Below are 15,233 nucleotides of genomic sequence, written 5' to 3'. Positions count from 1 at the left end.
ATCCTGTTCCGCCGCTAATGCATCCTGTTCCGCCGCTAATGCATCCTGTTCCGCCGCTAATGCATCCTGTTCCGCCGCTAATGCATCCTGTTCCGCCGCTAATGCATCCTGTTCCGCCGCTAATGCATCCCGTTCCGCCGCTAATGCATCCCGTTCCGCTGCTAATGCATCCCGTTCCGCCGCTAATGCATCCTGTTCCGCCGCTAATGCATCCTGTTCCGCCGCTAACGCACCCTCTTCCGCCGCTAACGCACCTTGTGCCGTCGCTCTAGCAAGTCTATCCGTCTCGGCCCTTTAGATATACAAAAAGCTCGTATCTCATTAAGATACGAGCCGTTTAAACGTTTCAGGTAATCAAGGGAATCTTGGGAATTGACCGAAATCTGGTTGACGTTTTTCTTTGAATGCGTCACGACCTTCTTTAGCTTCATCTGTTGTGTAGTAAAGAAGAGTAGCGTCGCCAGCCATTTGTTGAAGACCAGCTAAACCGTCTGTATCTGCATTCATTGCTGCTTTTAAGAAGCGTAGAGCAGTTGGAGACATTTGTAGCATTTCTTCACACCATTGTACAGTTTCATCTTCTAATTGCTCATAAGGAACAACTGTGTTAACTAATCCCATATCAAGTGCTTGTTGTGCATCGTATTGACGGCAAAGGAACCAAATTTCACGCGCCTTTTTATGACCGATAATACGTGCAAGATAGCCTGAGCCATAACCAGCATCGAATGAACCAACTTTTGGTCCAGTTTGTCCAAAGCGAGCGTTATCAGCAGCAATTGTTAAGTCACAGACAACGTGTAATACGTGTCCTCCACCGATTGCATAACCTGCAACCATCGCTACTACAGGTTTTGGAATAACACGGATTAAACGTTGTAAATCAAGAACGTTTAGACGTGGGATCTCATCTTCACCAACGTAGCCGCCATGACCGCGTACTTTTTGGTCTCCACCTGAACAGAAGGCATGCTCACCTTCACCAGTTAAAATGATAGCTCCAACATTTTTATCATCACGTGCACGTGAAAAAGCATCGATCATTTCCATTACCGTTTTTGGTCGGAATGCGTTGCGCACTTCTGGACGGTTAATCGTAATTTTTGCGATACCGTTATAGAACTCATACTTAATGTCTTCATAAGTATGTAAACTTGTCCATTGACGTGTCATTGAATTGCCTCCTAATAATTAAATTCGTCTCGTTCAAAGTCGAGACGATAACGTAAAAATTATATTACGTTAAATACTCCTCTACTATTGTAGCAAACTCAGCGGGATTTTCCACATGAATTGCATGTCCAGCGTCATTTACTGTCGTATGTTTGGCATTTTTTAATAACGCTTTCATTTCTAGTGCAATTTTACAAAATTTATCATCTAGTGAGCCTGTCATTAAAAGCACAGGAAATTCAAGCTTCTCCAATGCCATCCAATTTGATGGTTGACTTCCTGTACCAATGCCTCGTAAACTACCTGCCAAGCCTTCTTCCTTCTGAGAAAGTCGTTCGAACCTAATCGCTTCTTGCACATTGTGTGATAAACACTTTTGAGATTCAAACAAAGGAATGTTTTCCCATGCATTGACAAATGATAACAATCCATTACTAATTATTTTTTCAGCAAGAGCGTTATCCCTCTCACAACGTTCAGAACGTTCCTTTGCAGTTCGTAAACCTGGTGAAGCACTTTCTAAAATCAGCTTTTCAATTCGTTCAGGATAGGAGATTGCATACGATAATGCAACTCTCCCTCCCATTGAATAGCCTAGCAGCATAAATTTTTTGAGCTGTAGCTGGACAAAAACTTCCTCTAAATCTTGGATTTGTTCTTGCATAGAGAAACGACTAATTTGTTGAGGTATAACGGTTTGGCCATGCCCAATTAAATCGATGGCAATAACTCGTACACGAGGTAGAGCCTTCGCTAAATTTCGCCATGTAGCCGTACTACCTGTAAAACCATGCAATGCCACGAGCGTTTGCTCCGCTTCTTCATTCCAGATTTCTACGTATGTTTCAAGCCCTCGAATCATTAGCTTTGCCATGCTTTTAACCCTACGTTAATGCGATTCCATAGTGCTCGATGCGCATACACATTTTCCTCTCGATTCGTGAAAATTTCAATTAAGCGCATTGGTCGTTTTTTCATCGTAGTGAACTTTACTGATAGCTCTGAAATATCATCTACTCGTATATAATCCATATCGTACATATTGGCAATATCATGGAATTTAAGGGCAGTTGGCGTACCAAATAAATCTTCATAATGTGCCTCAACTGTAGATTGTGGTAAATAAGAGAAAATACCGCCGCCATCATTATTCATAACGATCATTGTCAAATTGCATTCCTGGTATCTTGAAGCAATGAGACCGTTGACATCATGTAAAAAGGCTAAATCGCCAATAAGCAAGTAGGTTTCACGGTTATTTCCTTGACTAAAGCCCATTGCAGTTGATACGACACCATCAATACCATTCGTTCCACGATTCGCAACAATTCGAATATCCTTCTGTGTCGCCATTAAAAACGTATCAATATCACGCACTGGCATACTGCTACTAACAAAAATATCACTGCCATTAGGAATCATTTTTAGTAATCGACTTACCATTGCTCCCTCATCAATCGCACCGTCAGCATAATGTTCAATATACTCAAGTGCAATATCATTAGCATCTTGCCACTCAGCTAAATACTCTGTCTCAAGTGCTGTTTCAGAGATTTCTAATTGCGTGAGCCACTCACCAATACTTGCATGAACAAAATGAGTAGACACACCTGTAGAATCACGGAACATCGGATCTTCATCGACAACAATATACGCATTAGGCTGAGATTTAGTAATAAATTGCATGATAAATTTAGAAACAGGCTGTGCTCCTAAACGTAGCACCGTATCTGGTTCAACTAATGCTTTAAAATCTTCACTTTTCATAATGGCATCATACGTCGTGATCATATAAGGCAGACAATCTTCTGGTACAGATGACCGCATATTAGATAAACTCTCGACAATGACCGGCCATTTTAATTGGCGAATAAACTCCCACATAGTTGTTAAATCTGTACCGAGTGCTAGCTCACCAATAATAATAAAGCCTCTTTTGCTTGCACGTAAAATCTCCGATAGCTCTTGTTGAGTCTCCTTTGAAGGTACTAACTGACCCATACTGCTATGCTTAAATGTCACTTCTGGAAGTTCCTCTCGAAAATCAATCAACAACGGTTCTCTGAACGGTACATTAATATGCACTGGTCCAAATGGTGCGCTCATCGCCACCGCTACCGCACGTGCAATATGACGCTCAATAAACGGCAATGTTGGTGCAGCACCATCTGCCAAAGGGAAATCCACGCTCCATTTGACATTTGTACCATATAAATTCGGCTGATGAATAGCCTGTGGTGCACCCACCTCTCGCAATTCATGTGGACGATCAGCTGTAATGACGATTAACGGTACACGAGCATAGCTTGCTTCAACAATGGCAGGAAAATAGTTTGCCGCAGCTGTTCCCGATGTACATAAAAGAACAACAGGTTTTGCTGTAGCCTTTGCAATTCCTAGCGCAAAAAAGGCAGCCGATCGTTCATCAACTTGACGATACATTTGGAGCTGTTTCGTTGAAGCAAATGCATAAGCTAAAGGTGTCGAACGTGAACCAGGGCTGACAACAACGTTCTCAACACCAGCTTGCACTAGTGATGCTACCATTTTATAAACATAATCCGTTAAAATTTTCCGTTCACTCATGTAATTGTCCTCCTAGCGCACGAAGCATTGGACGGAATTTCACTAATGTTTCCTCATATTCAGATTGTGGCTCTGAATCTGCTACAATACCGCCACCAGCATATAAATAAGCTTTGTCCTTAAGTAAAGCAGCCGAACGAATGGCCACTGCAAATTCCCCATTGCCATCAGCATCTACCCAACCAATTGGAGCAGCGTAAAGCCCACGATTCATAGGCTCATACTTACGTATAGCTGCCATTGCCTCTTTCCTTGGCACACCGCCTAAAGCTGGCGTTGGATGCAAAGATTTTGTCAGTTGTAATATTGTTGCTTCATTATTTAACTGACCTTCAACAGGTGTATATAAATGTTGTATATCTCTAATTTTTAGTAAGCGTGGGCCATCCGGTATTGTCATCTCTACACAATTTTTACGGAATGTTTCTGCAATCATATCGACAACATATTGATGTTCGCCACCATTTTTCGAATCATTTAATAAGCTTTGTCCATAGGCTTCATCTTCCTCTGCTGTCTTACCACGTTTAATAGAACCTGCAACACAAGATGAAAAGGCTCGGCCCTCTTCTACTTTTACAAGACGTTCAGGGGACGCACCAAAGAACAATAATTCTTGACGTTCTAAACCAAATAAATAGCTCTCTGGCTGCTCATGAATAATTTGTGAGAGTACCTGTGGTGAAGAAACTTGTTCTTTAAATTGCAATGCTAGTGAGCGTGCAATAACGACTTTATCTGCCTTCTTCTGCTTAATCAATGCAGTTACTTGGTCAATCGAAGCTAAATACGGCTCCTTATATGGCTCAAAGTAACTTGTGATTTCAGGCTTTGCATACGTTTTCACTTCTTTTACTTGAGCAGCATGAATTAAATGATCTCGCTCTTTACGTAGCGCTTCGAGTTGGGACTCTGCCTGCTCATTTTTTGAAATAAGATGAATACTTACAAACGCTTTGTCATCTCGGATAACAAGCTGGTATGTTGCGAGTGCAAAATAAGCCTCTGGGAAGTCTGTCCACTCCCCAGTTACTTCATTTTGTGGATCGAATGTAAATCCACCAAACAAAATTGGTTGTAGCTCGCTTTGTCCCTTCACACAGTTTTTCGTTAAATTTTTCCACTCTGCTTCTACTGCATCGAAGCGATTATTTTTGGCGTTATTTTGAATCGTATAGGCATGTCCTAGCCCTACTAATGTCATTGTTTTTTCTCTATTTTGCCAATAAAATCGTTCACCTTTATAATGCTCCTCGCCCGCTGCATAAAATGCGAGCGCCGATAAGCGACTAACTTCAATTGTTTCCATATAAAAATGAAGGCTTTGGCCCAAAGAGTCCACTTCTACCTCTGTGGCTTGGTACCACTTCTGTTGCATGAAAATTACCTCCGTTGTTGCAATGTACATAATGAATGACACACGGTATATTTTGTACTCGTTCTACACTTTCAGTCATAAATACTGCTTTGGCTTTTCTTTAGCACAATTGACCAAAACTTTGCATCATGAAATGAACGTTTGTACTTTTACCACATCATATTTTTCTGTTAAAATAGGGGTCATCTTTTATTTGCTAGCCTATTCTTCGTACTGTTGCTATTATCTTAATTATTGTTTTCAGTTCATAAATGCATGTTCTATTGTATCATTTTTTTTAACTTCTTTCAGCAGAAGACTCCCTCCTCTATAGGTGGTGAAATGAATGCGGATTTAAGCTACTCTTCAGCGGGTGTCCAAACAGCCGCTGAAAGAAGTTAAAAGCCTCCGGCGGATGTCACGTAATCGGAAAGGAGTTCAATATAGGATGTTAGCCTAAAATCATAGCATCCATGCGATAACGGCTAACTGACCTGCATCACGCAGGCCTAAGCACAAAGCCGATTCCGGACGCAATTATGCCAAGGCATAATTGATCTGAACTGTATATAATAAGCTGTGAACCTATCCATTTTCTCATTCTTCGTATAAAATAAGAATAGTCTACAACATTTGAAGGAGAGAAAGACCTTATGACCAAAGTCATTGAAGCTGATAGGGGTATTAAAGTTTGGTGGCATTTAACACGTCCTCACACTTTAACCGCTTCATTCGTTCCAGTATTTTTAGGAACAGCTATTGCTTTAGCAATTGAAAAACAAACAATTGATTTTGGACTATTTTTTGCTATGCTCATTGCAAGTATGCTTATACAAGCAGCAACAAATATGTTCAATGAATATTACGATTACAAACTAGGATTAGACAATGAAAATTCTGTCGGCATCGGCGGAACGATTGTGCGTCACGGTGTTCAACCAAAAACAATTATGATGATTGCCTTAAGCTTCTATGCAATCGCTATGTTGCTTGGCATTTACATATGTGCCTCAACTTCTTGGTGGCTTGCTGCTGTCGGGCTTGTTTGTATGCTTATTGGTTTTTTATACACTGGCGGACCTTATCCAATAGCCTATTCACCATTTGGAGAAATTGTATCTGGCGCTGTTATGGGAATGGGGATTGTCTTAATCGCCTTTTATATTCAAACGCTTACTGTGACATTAGACGCTGTTTTGCTTTCAGTACCAAGTATGATTTTAGTTGGAGCTATAATGCTGTCCAACAATATCCGTGATATCGTAGGAGATACAGAGGGTGGTCGACGAACGCTTGCTATTTTAGTAGGTCGAGATAATGCCATTTCTGTGCTATCTGGCTTTTTTATCGTTTCGTATTTATGGGTAATTGCTCTTGTAGCCATTGATGGTATTACTTTTTGGGCTCTAATCATTTTCTTAAGCGTTCCAAAGCCACTTCGTGCGACTCAAATTTTCCGCGATAAAAAAGAAGCGAAAGAAGTTATGCCTGCGATGAAATTTACAGCGCAAACAAATACATTCTTCGGCTTCCTCTTAGGAATCGGTTTATTAATTCAATATTTCTTTTATTAAAAATGTAGCAGCCTTAACGGGCTGCTACATTTTTTACATAGCATCTAAAATTCTCACTTGCAATACCACGAATTTCTTCGGTTGAAAAATGTTCACGTAACGCCTCTAACAAATTTTGTGCCTCTCCTGCGTGTGCTAATCCTTTTACAGTAGCATCTATTCCATCGAAATCTGAACCTAGTCCAAGGTGCTCTACCCCTACTATATTCGCTAGATGCTTCACATGCGCTACTAAATCCTCAATCGTAGCATTGTCATGGATAAAAGGCGGATAGTAAACGACATGAATATGCCCTCCATGCTCGATAAGTGCTTTTGCCTGAGCGTCCGTTAAATTTCTTGGATGATCGCAAAGTGCACGTGCATTACTATGGCTCGCAATGATATGCTTCGCTAGTGGTAAGACATCCCAGAAACTCTGTTCATTTAAATGCGAGACATCGATAATAATATCTCGCTTATTTAGCAAGTCTATAACCTCTTTACCAAATGGTTTTAAACCAAGGTTTGCATCCTGTTCAGCACCGTGGGCCACAGCATTTTCCTCATTCCACGTTAAGCCAACTAACTTCACACCTGCATCTAATATTGCAGCAAGCTTTGCTAAATCTTCGCCGATTGGACCACAGCCCTCTAAGCTTAAAATTGCACCAATTTCATGCGGAGCTAAAGTATCTAATTGCGACCAATCCGTAATATGCACCATGCCCTCAGTTTGTAATACATGTGTATGGAAGGCTTCAATTTGCCGCACTGCCTCTAAAAATCGCATACTTTGCGGAATTTTAGGATTAATAAAAATAGCAAATACTTGTGCCTTAACCTGCCCTAATTGTAATCTCTGTCGATTGGCTTGCAAACGTACATCATCTTCAAATTTTGCCGCTTCTAAAGTTGTTAATTTCGATAGAGCATCGCAATGTAAATCAATTATGTCCATATCCTCACCCCATACAGCTATTATAATGCCTGTGAGTGAAAATGCTTACTAACTTTTATCTTGAGGAGTGTCAGAAGAGCCGAATTCCTCAAGTTCTATGAAATCATCCGATCTTGGCGTAGAAGACAACACATCTTCCTCTACTGGTCTTAAATTTTCTTCTTTGTGCTCAGCATGTTCAACACATGTCAATGCTTTCGGCATAGCTTCTAAGCGACCTATAGGAATCTCTTCACCACAAACAGCGCATTTACCATACGTACCATCCTCCATCGCTTGTAGTGCAGCCTTAATTTCCTCAGCATCATCACCCCTGTGCTCGTCAATCGCCATTTCCGTTAGCTGATCCGTTAAGTCACTCGCATTGTCAGCTGGATGATTATCATAATTAGACAGCTCTGTAGCTTGCGGACGCTCTGATTCCTCAAGTTGCTGTTCTATTTCCTGTAGTTCCTGCTTTAATTGCTTTCTTAATTTTTCCATTACTTGTGGGTTCAAAAAAATCTCCTCCTCATGCCTTCATTTTTTCCTAAATTAATATTTCTAAAACACTAAAGCATAAAGAGGAGTTATTTATTTTGTATAATTAAAAATCGTCACTTCCTGCGACAACAGCTAACTAACTTGCATCATGCAGGCCTAAGCACAATTCAAAATCCTGACGCATTATTTTCTGTAGCGAAAGCACAGCGACAGCTACAAATGTTTTCTGCGCGAAAGCACAGCGTCAGCGGCAAATGTTTTCTGCGCGAAAGCACAGCGTCAGCGGCAAATGTTTTCTGCGCGAAAGCACAGCGTCAGCGGCAAATGTTTTCTGTAGCGAAAGCACAGCGACAGCTACAATTACGCCAAGGTGAAACTGATGATGGCATCATGTAAAAATTGTGCTGCTCCTTTAGAAACGCGCTCATCGTAATATGCAGAAAAGCGTTCATCCGCTATATACATCTGAGCTATACCTGCATGTGCCTCTTTAGAATATTGTGACCATGTAAAGCTAAGCCAGCGCTTATGAAGCTCTGCAACCTCCATTGCCACATCATTGTTTGTATCGCCGATTTCCATCGCTTCTTTTAAACGATTAAATAATTGCTGTTCTAGCCGTTGCATTGCTTCATACTGTTCCTCTGTCATATTCATTACCTTTGCATTTGATGCATCAACCGTTTTGTCACCATATTTTGCACGAATTTCTTGACCATATTGCTTTTCATTTTCCGCGATTAGCTTCTCTTTTAGTCCATTAAATTTTTCTTCATTTGCCATTGGTTGTTCCTCCTCAATAGATTGAATGGTTTTTTCTACTGTTTGTAATATCTTTTCCAGCTGCTCCTTGCGTTTCAGTAAAGCAGTACGATGGGTTTTGAGTGCCTCTGTATGTTGAAAATCAGGCGCTTGAATAATTTCCTTAATTGTTGCTAGCTTCATATCTAATGCTCTATAAAATAAAATTTGCTGGAGCATATCAACTTCAAACTGTTCGTAAAATCGATAGCCCGCCTCATTCGTTCTTGCAGGCTTTAGTAATCCAATTTCATCATAATAACGCAGTGTTCTTGTGCTAACCCCAGATAATTGAGCAAGCTCTTGAATTGTATATTCCACATTTTTCACCTCCATTAATGCTACTGTAAATGTTTACGCAACGTTAAGGTCAAGAAAAAAAATCAAGAAAAATTGGCTCATTACCATAACGTTGGGTTGATTTCCCTTCCGACTAGGCGCGTCGTAAATGAAAAAAGCAAACTAGAACATTTTATTATCACTAGTTTGCTACTTTAATTAAATTTCGGAATACTTACCATGCCACACAATATTTCTGTAGTTTTCTACATCTGTGTCACCTTCAGTGTTAATAAACAATACCCGAGAATCTTCATCTAATTGTAATGTTTCCTTCAGTTCTGTATATTGCTTATTCGTCATCAACTCATAAAAACATCCAACCGGGGCAGCTCCCGATTCTCCAGCAATAATTCGTGCATCTGTCGCTAGCGGATTCCCTAGAATGCGCATACCTGTTGCAGCAACTTCCTCATCACAGCAAATACTTACTTTCGTATAAGTCTTTAACAGGCCCCAAGCAAGCGGATTCGGCTCACCACAAGCAAGACCTGCCATAATTGTTTGCATCTCTCCACCAATCGTTACAAACTGTTCATCTCCTGCTTTAAAGCTTTCATAATAGCAATTCGCTACAAAAGGCTCCACTAAGACAAATGTAATCTTTTGCTCATAATATTGTTGTAAGAAAGCTACAACTGCCCCTGCAAAAGATCCAACCCCAGCTTGTAAAAATACATGGGTAGGTGCTTTTTCCAACTGCTCAACGGCTTCTTTTATTAGTGTTGTATAGCCTTGCATAATCCATAACGGAATTTCCTCATAGCCTTCCCACATCGTATCTTGAATAATGATCCATCCATTTTCTATTGCTAGTTGTGACGTATAACGAACGGTATCATCATAATTCATTGTCGTTATTTCAGCATATGCACCTTCATTTTTAATATTTTGGAGACGTTCCTCTGCACTACCAGCTGGCATGTAAATACGGGCTTTCAAACCTAGTTCTCTAGCAGCCCATGCCACTCCACGACCATGATTGCCATCTGTCGTTGAAATAAACGTTAAATCCCCAAGCTGCTCCTTTACTTCAGGTGATTTAAGTTGCTCAAACGATAGCTCATCAATATTTCTATCTAACTTTTTGGCAACGTACTGCCCAATTGCATACACGCCACCTAATACTTTAAATGCATTTAAGCCAAATCGATAAGATTCATCTTTTACAACAATTTTTTGTACCCCAACGAATGATGCAAAAGCATTTAAACTACGTAATGGTGTGCTTTCAAACTTCTCATATGTACGCTGAAATTTACCAACACGATTTACTTGTTCCGATGAAAAATGACGTAGAAAAGGTTCTACTTGTTCTACATTCTTCTGTAACAAATATTGTTGGTTGTTAGTCCACAATAATTTCCCCATTCATATCCCCCTAGTGCTTGTTCTATTTTCATCTTAGCTTATAGATTCGCAAAACAAAACCATATTACATACTTTATTAAAAAAAGAAAAATTTGAATCCTTTTGATAAGGTTTATCGTATATATACTAATATATTCAACAGGAGGGATATAATGGGTAATGTTTATAAGATAGCGATAATTGGGGGAACAGGGAGAGTAGGAAGGCATATAGCAACTCAAGCAATACAAAAAGGATATCATGTTCGGATGCTTGTTAGAAATCCTGAAAAGTTACAGTATAAAAATGATGCTATTGAAATAGTAAAAGGGCAGGTACAGGATATAGAAAACATCCGAGAACTTCTTAAAGATTGTCAAGTTGTTATTAATACATTTGGTCAACCAACTAAAGAGGAACCTATATATAGCGAAGTTACAAATAATATTTTTAATGTGATGAAAGAATTAAACATTAGTCGTTATATAGGTGTTTCAGGTGGTTCTCTAACGATTAAAGAGGACAAAAAAAGCATGATGAATCGTTTAGGAGCAAAGATATTTGAAGTATTCCTTTCAAAAATGATGCAAGATAAAAAATCAGAATGGGAATTTTTATCAAATAATAAACAGATCAAATGGACACTAATTAGATTACCGTTTGTAAAAGATAGTTTAACATCCAATCAGATAAAGGAAAACCTGACGGATATGCCTGGTACAAAAATTACGAATCAAGATATAGCCACTTTTATCATTGATCATATTGATAATACAAAATACGTACATAAAGCACCGTTTATCTCCCATTAGATATAAGAAAATAGCATGCTGAGAATATATCCAGCATGCTATTCTTTATAGTTAAAGACAAATATTATTTCATAGGAAATTCTTGCTTAATCCCTTTTTATTTATCTTTGTACTGTAATTGTTTGGGAAGTGAAATCTAATTTATTCCCATTAAAATCCATAATTTCATTACGCGGTGAAGTTTGAATCGTAACACTTCTGCCGTTTTCAAATAAATAGCCATTCTGAGGTATTGTAATTAATACTCTATCATTACCTTGTGAATAGGTAGTTGCTGCTACCGAAGAACCATTCACTGTAATATTAAAATCCAAATTATTAACGTTTGTTACTGGTTCACTGAAAACAAGCTCTAATGTTTGTGAATTGCTGACATTAACATTCACAACCTTTGGTGCAATATTCTCTTTAAGGTTAATGGATGTTCGCACCTCGTCAAATGATTCCATAGAGTTTGCTGCTCTTAAGCCTTTAATCGTAAAGTTTCGTGCGCCATTAAAATAATTTGAATCCTTTTTTAATGTGAGCTTAATACGATTTAAATTGGATCCTTCTACAACAGCACTTTCTATCTGAGCATTATCAATACTATAATTTTGAACATTTTGAGCAAGTGCAGGATCAACAGGATAATTGAAATTTAAATAAACAATATTATTATCTTTAATAGAATAATCTGTTGCAGATGTTTGAATTGCATTGTATTGTGATAAAGCTAATTTATTGCCATTTATATTTAAATCACCATTACGTGTAAATTTAACATTTTGCACTTCAGTGGCTGGCACACCGTATAAATTGGTAACATTAAATAAATTTAATTTGCCATCGTAAAGAGCTCCCTTTGTATCATACATGCCTAGCAGTCCTGCCATTTTAACACGTAATTTCGTAGGTTGATCTTTTACGGTCTGAATATCACTTTGAGGTCCTCTTGATACCTCATATAAAATGTAATTATTCGTGAATTTCCCAGTAAACGATGCTTTTGCGTTAACGCCTAACTGTACTGGCTTATCGAAAGTTAATTGTAAATATTCTACACTATCCTCGTAAACAATTTCAGAATTCGTTAGGGCGGGCGCTTTGTCATCTCTTATAAAGTTATACACTGTTGAGAATGTTGCCGTTTCACCTGATAAGTCAGTAATTACTCGACCAGAAGCTGTACCGATCGTTGTAATTCCTTGAAGCGAGCTTTTTGAATCTACCGTAACATTAAATAAACGACCATTTTTAGGATCTTTCTCTACTGAATTCACAGAAATTGAAGTCTGACCGCTTTTGACTGAAAGATCATATGGAGAAAGTGGTTGAATCTCCTCTGAGAACAATAGCTGGAACGTATTCGGTCCAGTTTGTGTAACAGAAGAAAACGTCGGTGGAACACCATCCTTATCTCCCTTTTTCACTGTTACAGTAGAAGGGTTTGGTGAAATTATGTTCCCTGCCATATCTGTTGCCGCTACGAATGTAATTTGAACAGCTGTACCAGGGTCTAAATACTTACCATTCATGGTTGCAGCTGATAAGTCAAATGTCGCTTCAGTTGAGTTTTGCTCAATGCTTCCAACTACATTCGATACCTTTGTACCATTTGCTAATGTAAATTGAATGCGTTCATTTGGAAATGCTGCCATTGGCTTAGAAAACTGCACTTTAACGATTGAAGAATTTTTTCCTTGCGTTGTTCCTAAAATCGTAGGCGCTTGTGTATCTCCAGCAATAACAAAATTCGCATCTGCTTTTTGAAGCACTGTGCCCTTTTCAGATTTAATGTTGCTGAACACATAACGATGTGTACCTTTTAATGGTTCATTCATTGTAAAAGTGATTGATTTTTTATCAGCGCTGATTTCTGTTTTTACAACTGATAGAGCTCTTAAAGTATCCACATTAGAGAAAGCTACAACATTATCCTGTAATTTCCCATCTGCTTTTAACACAGAAAGTGGGTCAATTGCTTGGTTGAAGACAACTTTAATCTGAGAAGCATTAATTCCCTCAATTGATTGTACATTTAACTCATTCACTTCATATGTAACAACAGCGGAATATGGTTTGTCATTAATTTTGAAATCTACCTTCGTTTCCACATTTTCAGTAAGTAGAGTCGCTAATGTTACCTTATGGCTTGTCCCATCTGTTAATGTTACCTGTAGTGTTTTTGCATCTATAACTTTAACTGTTTGGATGGCCACTTCAGGACCCCTTACCATTTCACCGATATTCGTCATTGAACGATGTAAAAACGATGAAAATTGACCACGTGTTAGTGTGTTTTTCGGATTAAATGTCTTTACATTTGTAATTTTGGCATATTCTAATGCGATGATGGCCTCATGATTTTCTGGTGAAGCTACTTTTAAATCTGTAATAGAAGATTTAAAGTTTTCTTTTTTATACATCGCAATTAAATCGATATCGTAAACTTTCTCAATTGCACGTACTAAAATAGAAGCCATTTGTTCGCGAGAGATATACTCGGAAGGTAATAACTTGTTGTTAGTCCCTTTGAAAATACCAGTATCATTTATAAGCGCTGCATATTGTAGTAATTCTTGATCTTTTGAAGATGTAGGCATGTCTGTAAAACGTACTTTTTTATTGTAGTCTGCTGGCACTTGGAAGTGTTCTAATTCAAGCCATTTTCCTAAAAATTTTGTTACATTACCTTTCGTAAGGACCCCAGTTGGCTTAAACGTACCATCTGGATATCCAGCTACAATTTTTGCATCTGCTAGTGCCAAAATGGCCTCTTTATGGTCATTTTTTGCAATATCTGTAAAGTTAGCCGCATTTGCAGTAGGAACAACAGCTGCAGCAATCAAAGCAGCAGACGCTGCACTCATAATCCATTTACTCTGCTTTTTTTTCATAATTATTACCTCCTATTAATTCTATTCATTCCCATTATAAAAGAAAGATAGATATATTCCAAAGGATATACCAATATTACGGCTATTTTCCATGGATTATTTGTCCAATTAATAGTGGTCACAAAGCAAATACTAATTATATTTAATTTTTTCTATATGCATTGCATAGTTTTAATGTTTTATTTTGAGAGAGACGCGGATCTTAAGGTTGGTTTTTAGTGGCTTTTTAGATAGTTTATAGCCAAGGCTAAATGAAGGTTATATACGATTGTCTCTAAGCGTGATAAGAGGAAGAATTTGATCGTATGAATTAGCAAACTCGATGGAACGGGCTATTCTAACTGTACAGCGGTTCGCGGAAAGGAATTTTCGATGTTTGATAAAGTAGCATAAAAAAAATGCAGTAGATGTAAATTACATCTACTGCATTTCAGTATGACCCGTACGGGATTCGAACCCGTGTTACCGCCGTGAAAGGGCGGTGTCTTAACCACTTGACCAACGGGCCAATGGCGGAGAAGGAGGGATTTGAACCCTCGCGCCGGTTACCCGACCTACACCCTTAGCAGGGGCGCCTCTTCAGCCTCTTGAGTACTTCCCCACAAAAAAATGGCTCCGAAGGCAGGACTCGAACCTGCGACAACCTGATTAACAGTCAGGTGCTACTACCAACTGAGCTACTTCGGAAAAATGGTGGGCCTAAATGGACTCGAACCATCGACCTCACGCTTATCAGGCGTGCGCTCTAACCAGCTGAGCTATAGGCCCTTGGAGCGGGTGATGAGAATCGAACTCACGACATCAGCTTGGAAGGCTGAGGTTTTACCATTAAACTACACCCGCAAATATGGTGGGTCAGGACGGAATCGAACCGCCGACACTTAGAGCTTCAATCTAATGCTCTACCAACTGAGCTACTGACCCATATTTTTAAAAAAA

At 39.0% G+C, this 15,233-nt stretch carries 11 protein-coding genes and 6 tRNA genes; 2 read left to right on the top strand and 15 right to left on the bottom strand.

The window, feature by feature from the left end; genetic code table 11:
• Positions 1–354: 354 nt before the first annotated feature.
• The 4 genes from menB to ACMZ42_RS21925 form a co-directional block, all read right to left on the bottom strand.
• Positions 355–1,173 (bottom strand): 1,4-dihydroxy-2-naphthoyl-CoA synthase, encoded by an 819-nt coding sequence (gene menB / locus ACMZ42_RS21940; RefSeq protein WP_049667407.1) that lies wholly within the window; start codon positions 1,171–1,173, stop codon positions 355–357.
• A gap of 64 nt (positions 1,174–1,237) precedes the next feature.
• Positions 1,238–2,047, bottom strand: a complete 810-nt coding sequence (gene menH / locus ACMZ42_RS21935) for a 2-succinyl-6-hydroxy-2,4-cyclohexadiene-1-carboxylate synthase (RefSeq protein ID WP_415732772.1) — start codon at positions 2,045–2,047, stop codon at positions 1,238–1,240.
• Positions 2,035–3,759 carry a 2-succinyl-5-enolpyruvyl-6-hydroxy-3-cyclohexene-1-carboxylic-acid synthase gene (menD, locus tag ACMZ42_RS21930; RefSeq protein ID WP_415732771.1) on the bottom strand — a complete coding sequence of 575 codons (1,725 nt, stop codon included), beginning with the start codon at positions 3,757–3,759 and terminating at the stop codon, positions 2,035–2,037. The genes menH and menD overlap by 13 nt, the downstream gene beginning before the upstream one ends.
• The gene (locus tag ACMZ42_RS21925) at positions 3,752–5,137 is read right to left on the bottom strand and encodes an isochorismate synthase MenF (RefSeq protein ID WP_370082021.1); all 1,386 of its coding nucleotides are present in this window, start codon (positions 5,135–5,137) and stop codon (positions 3,752–3,754) included. The genes menD and ACMZ42_RS21925 overlap by 8 nt, the downstream gene beginning before the upstream one ends.
• 632 nt (positions 5,138–5,769) lie before the next feature.
• Between ACMZ42_RS21925 and ACMZ42_RS21920 the strand changes: the two genes are divergently transcribed.
• Positions 5,770–6,690, top strand: a complete 921-nt coding sequence (locus tag ACMZ42_RS21920; protein WP_370082023.1) for a 1,4-dihydroxy-2-naphthoate polyprenyltransferase — start codon at positions 5,770–5,772, stop codon at positions 6,688–6,690.
• 13 nt (positions 6,691–6,703) lie between these two features.
• On the opposite strand, the gene ACMZ42_RS21915 is transcribed toward ACMZ42_RS21920, so the two are convergent.
• The 4 genes from ACMZ42_RS21915 to dpaL form a co-directional block, all read right to left on the bottom strand.
• Entirely contained in the window at positions 6,704–7,630 is a 927-nt protein-coding gene (locus ACMZ42_RS21915) for a dipeptidase (RefSeq protein ID WP_415732770.1), read from the bottom strand.
• Between the two features lie 48 nt (positions 7,631–7,678).
• Positions 7,679–8,128, bottom strand: coding sequence for a TraR/DksA C4-type zinc finger protein (locus ACMZ42_RS21910; RefSeq protein ID WP_415732769.1), 450 nt, complete (start codon positions 8,126–8,128; stop codon positions 7,679–7,681).
• Positions 8,129–8,473: 345 nt separating this feature from the next.
• Positions 8,474–9,235, bottom strand: coding sequence for a MerR family transcriptional regulator (locus ACMZ42_RS21905; protein WP_415732768.1), 762 nt, complete (start codon positions 9,233–9,235; stop codon positions 8,474–8,476).
• Positions 9,236–9,412: 177 nt separating this feature from the next.
• A complete protein-coding gene (gene dpaL, locus ACMZ42_RS21900; protein ID WP_415732767.1) occupies positions 9,413–10,624 on the bottom strand; it encodes a diaminopropionate ammonia-lyase in 1,212 nt (403 codons plus the stop codon).
• 152 nt (positions 10,625–10,776) lie between these two features.
• Between dpaL and ACMZ42_RS21895 the strand changes: the two genes are divergently transcribed.
• A complete protein-coding gene (locus tag ACMZ42_RS21895; protein ID WP_415732766.1) occupies positions 10,777–11,415 on the top strand; it encodes an NAD(P)H-binding protein in 639 nt (212 codons plus the stop codon).
• 101 nt (positions 11,416–11,516) lie between these two features.
• Here ACMZ42_RS21895 and ACMZ42_RS21890 read toward each other — a convergent pair whose 3' ends face one another.
• The 7 genes from ACMZ42_RS21890 to ACMZ42_RS21860 form a co-directional block, all read right to left on the bottom strand.
• Positions 11,517–14,294 (bottom strand): S-layer homology domain-containing protein, encoded by a 2,778-nt coding sequence (locus ACMZ42_RS21890; protein ID WP_415732765.1) that lies wholly within the window; start codon positions 14,292–14,294, stop codon positions 11,517–11,519.
• Positions 14,295–14,730: 436 nt separating this feature from the next.
• A tRNA-Glu gene (locus ACMZ42_RS21885) sits at positions 14,731–14,802 on the bottom strand.
• A gap of 2 nt (positions 14,803–14,804) precedes the next feature.
• Positions 14,805–14,895: transfer RNA gene (locus tag ACMZ42_RS21880), tRNA-Ser, on the bottom strand.
• Between the two features lie 9 nt (positions 14,896–14,904).
• Positions 14,905–14,981: transfer RNA gene (locus ACMZ42_RS21875), tRNA-Asn, on the bottom strand.
• A 4-nt stretch (positions 14,982–14,985) separates the two neighbouring features.
• Positions 14,986–15,062, bottom strand: a tRNA-Ile gene (locus tag ACMZ42_RS21870).
• Position 15,063: 1 nt separating this feature from the next.
• Positions 15,064–15,137, bottom strand: a tRNA-Gly gene (locus ACMZ42_RS21865).
• Positions 15,138–15,142: 5 nt separating this feature from the next.
• Positions 15,143–15,218: transfer RNA gene (locus ACMZ42_RS21860), tRNA-Phe, on the bottom strand.
• Between the last annotated feature and the right edge of the window lie 15 nt (positions 15,219–15,233).

The organism is Lysinibacillus sp. NPDC056185 (genome assembly GCF_047737915.1).
In the GTDB taxonomy this organism is placed as follows: domain Bacteria; phylum Bacillota; class Bacilli; order Bacillales_A; family Planococcaceae; genus Lysinibacillus.
This window is presented reverse-complemented; position numbering and strand designations above follow the sequence as displayed.

Bases quoted from the DNA above. Each gene is read 5' to 3' on its own strand.
- ACMZ42_RS21895 (WP_415732766.1), top strand. From the start codon at position 10,777: ATGGGTAATGTTTATAAGATAGCGATAATTGGGGGAACAGGGAGAGTA.
- menH (WP_415732772.1), bottom strand. From the start codon at position 2,047: ATGGCAAAGCTAATGATTCGAGGGCTTGAAACATACGTAGAAATCTGG.
- dpaL (WP_415732767.1), bottom strand. From the start codon at position 10,624: ATGGGGAAATTATTGTGGACTAACAACCAACAATATTTGTTACAGAAG.
- ACMZ42_RS21920 (WP_370082023.1), top strand. From the start codon at position 5,770: ATGACCAAAGTCATTGAAGCTGATAGGGGTATTAAAGTTTGGTGGCAT.
- ACMZ42_RS21890 (WP_415732765.1), bottom strand. From the start codon at position 14,294: ATGAAAAAAAAGCAGAGTAAATGGATTATGAGTGCAGCGTCTGCTGCT.
- ACMZ42_RS21925 (WP_370082021.1), bottom strand. From the start codon at position 5,137: ATGCAACAGAAGTGGTACCAAGCCACAGAGGTAGAAGTGGACTCTTTG.
- menB (WP_049667407.1), bottom strand. From the start codon at position 1,173: ATGACACGTCAATGGACAAGTTTACATACTTATGAAGACATTAAGTAT.
- ACMZ42_RS21915 (WP_415732770.1), bottom strand. From the start codon at position 7,630: ATGGACATAATTGATTTACATTGCGATGCTCTATCGAAATTAACAACT.
- menD (WP_415732771.1), bottom strand. From the start codon at position 3,759: ATGAGTGAACGGAAAATTTTAACGGATTATGTTTATAAAATGGTAGCA.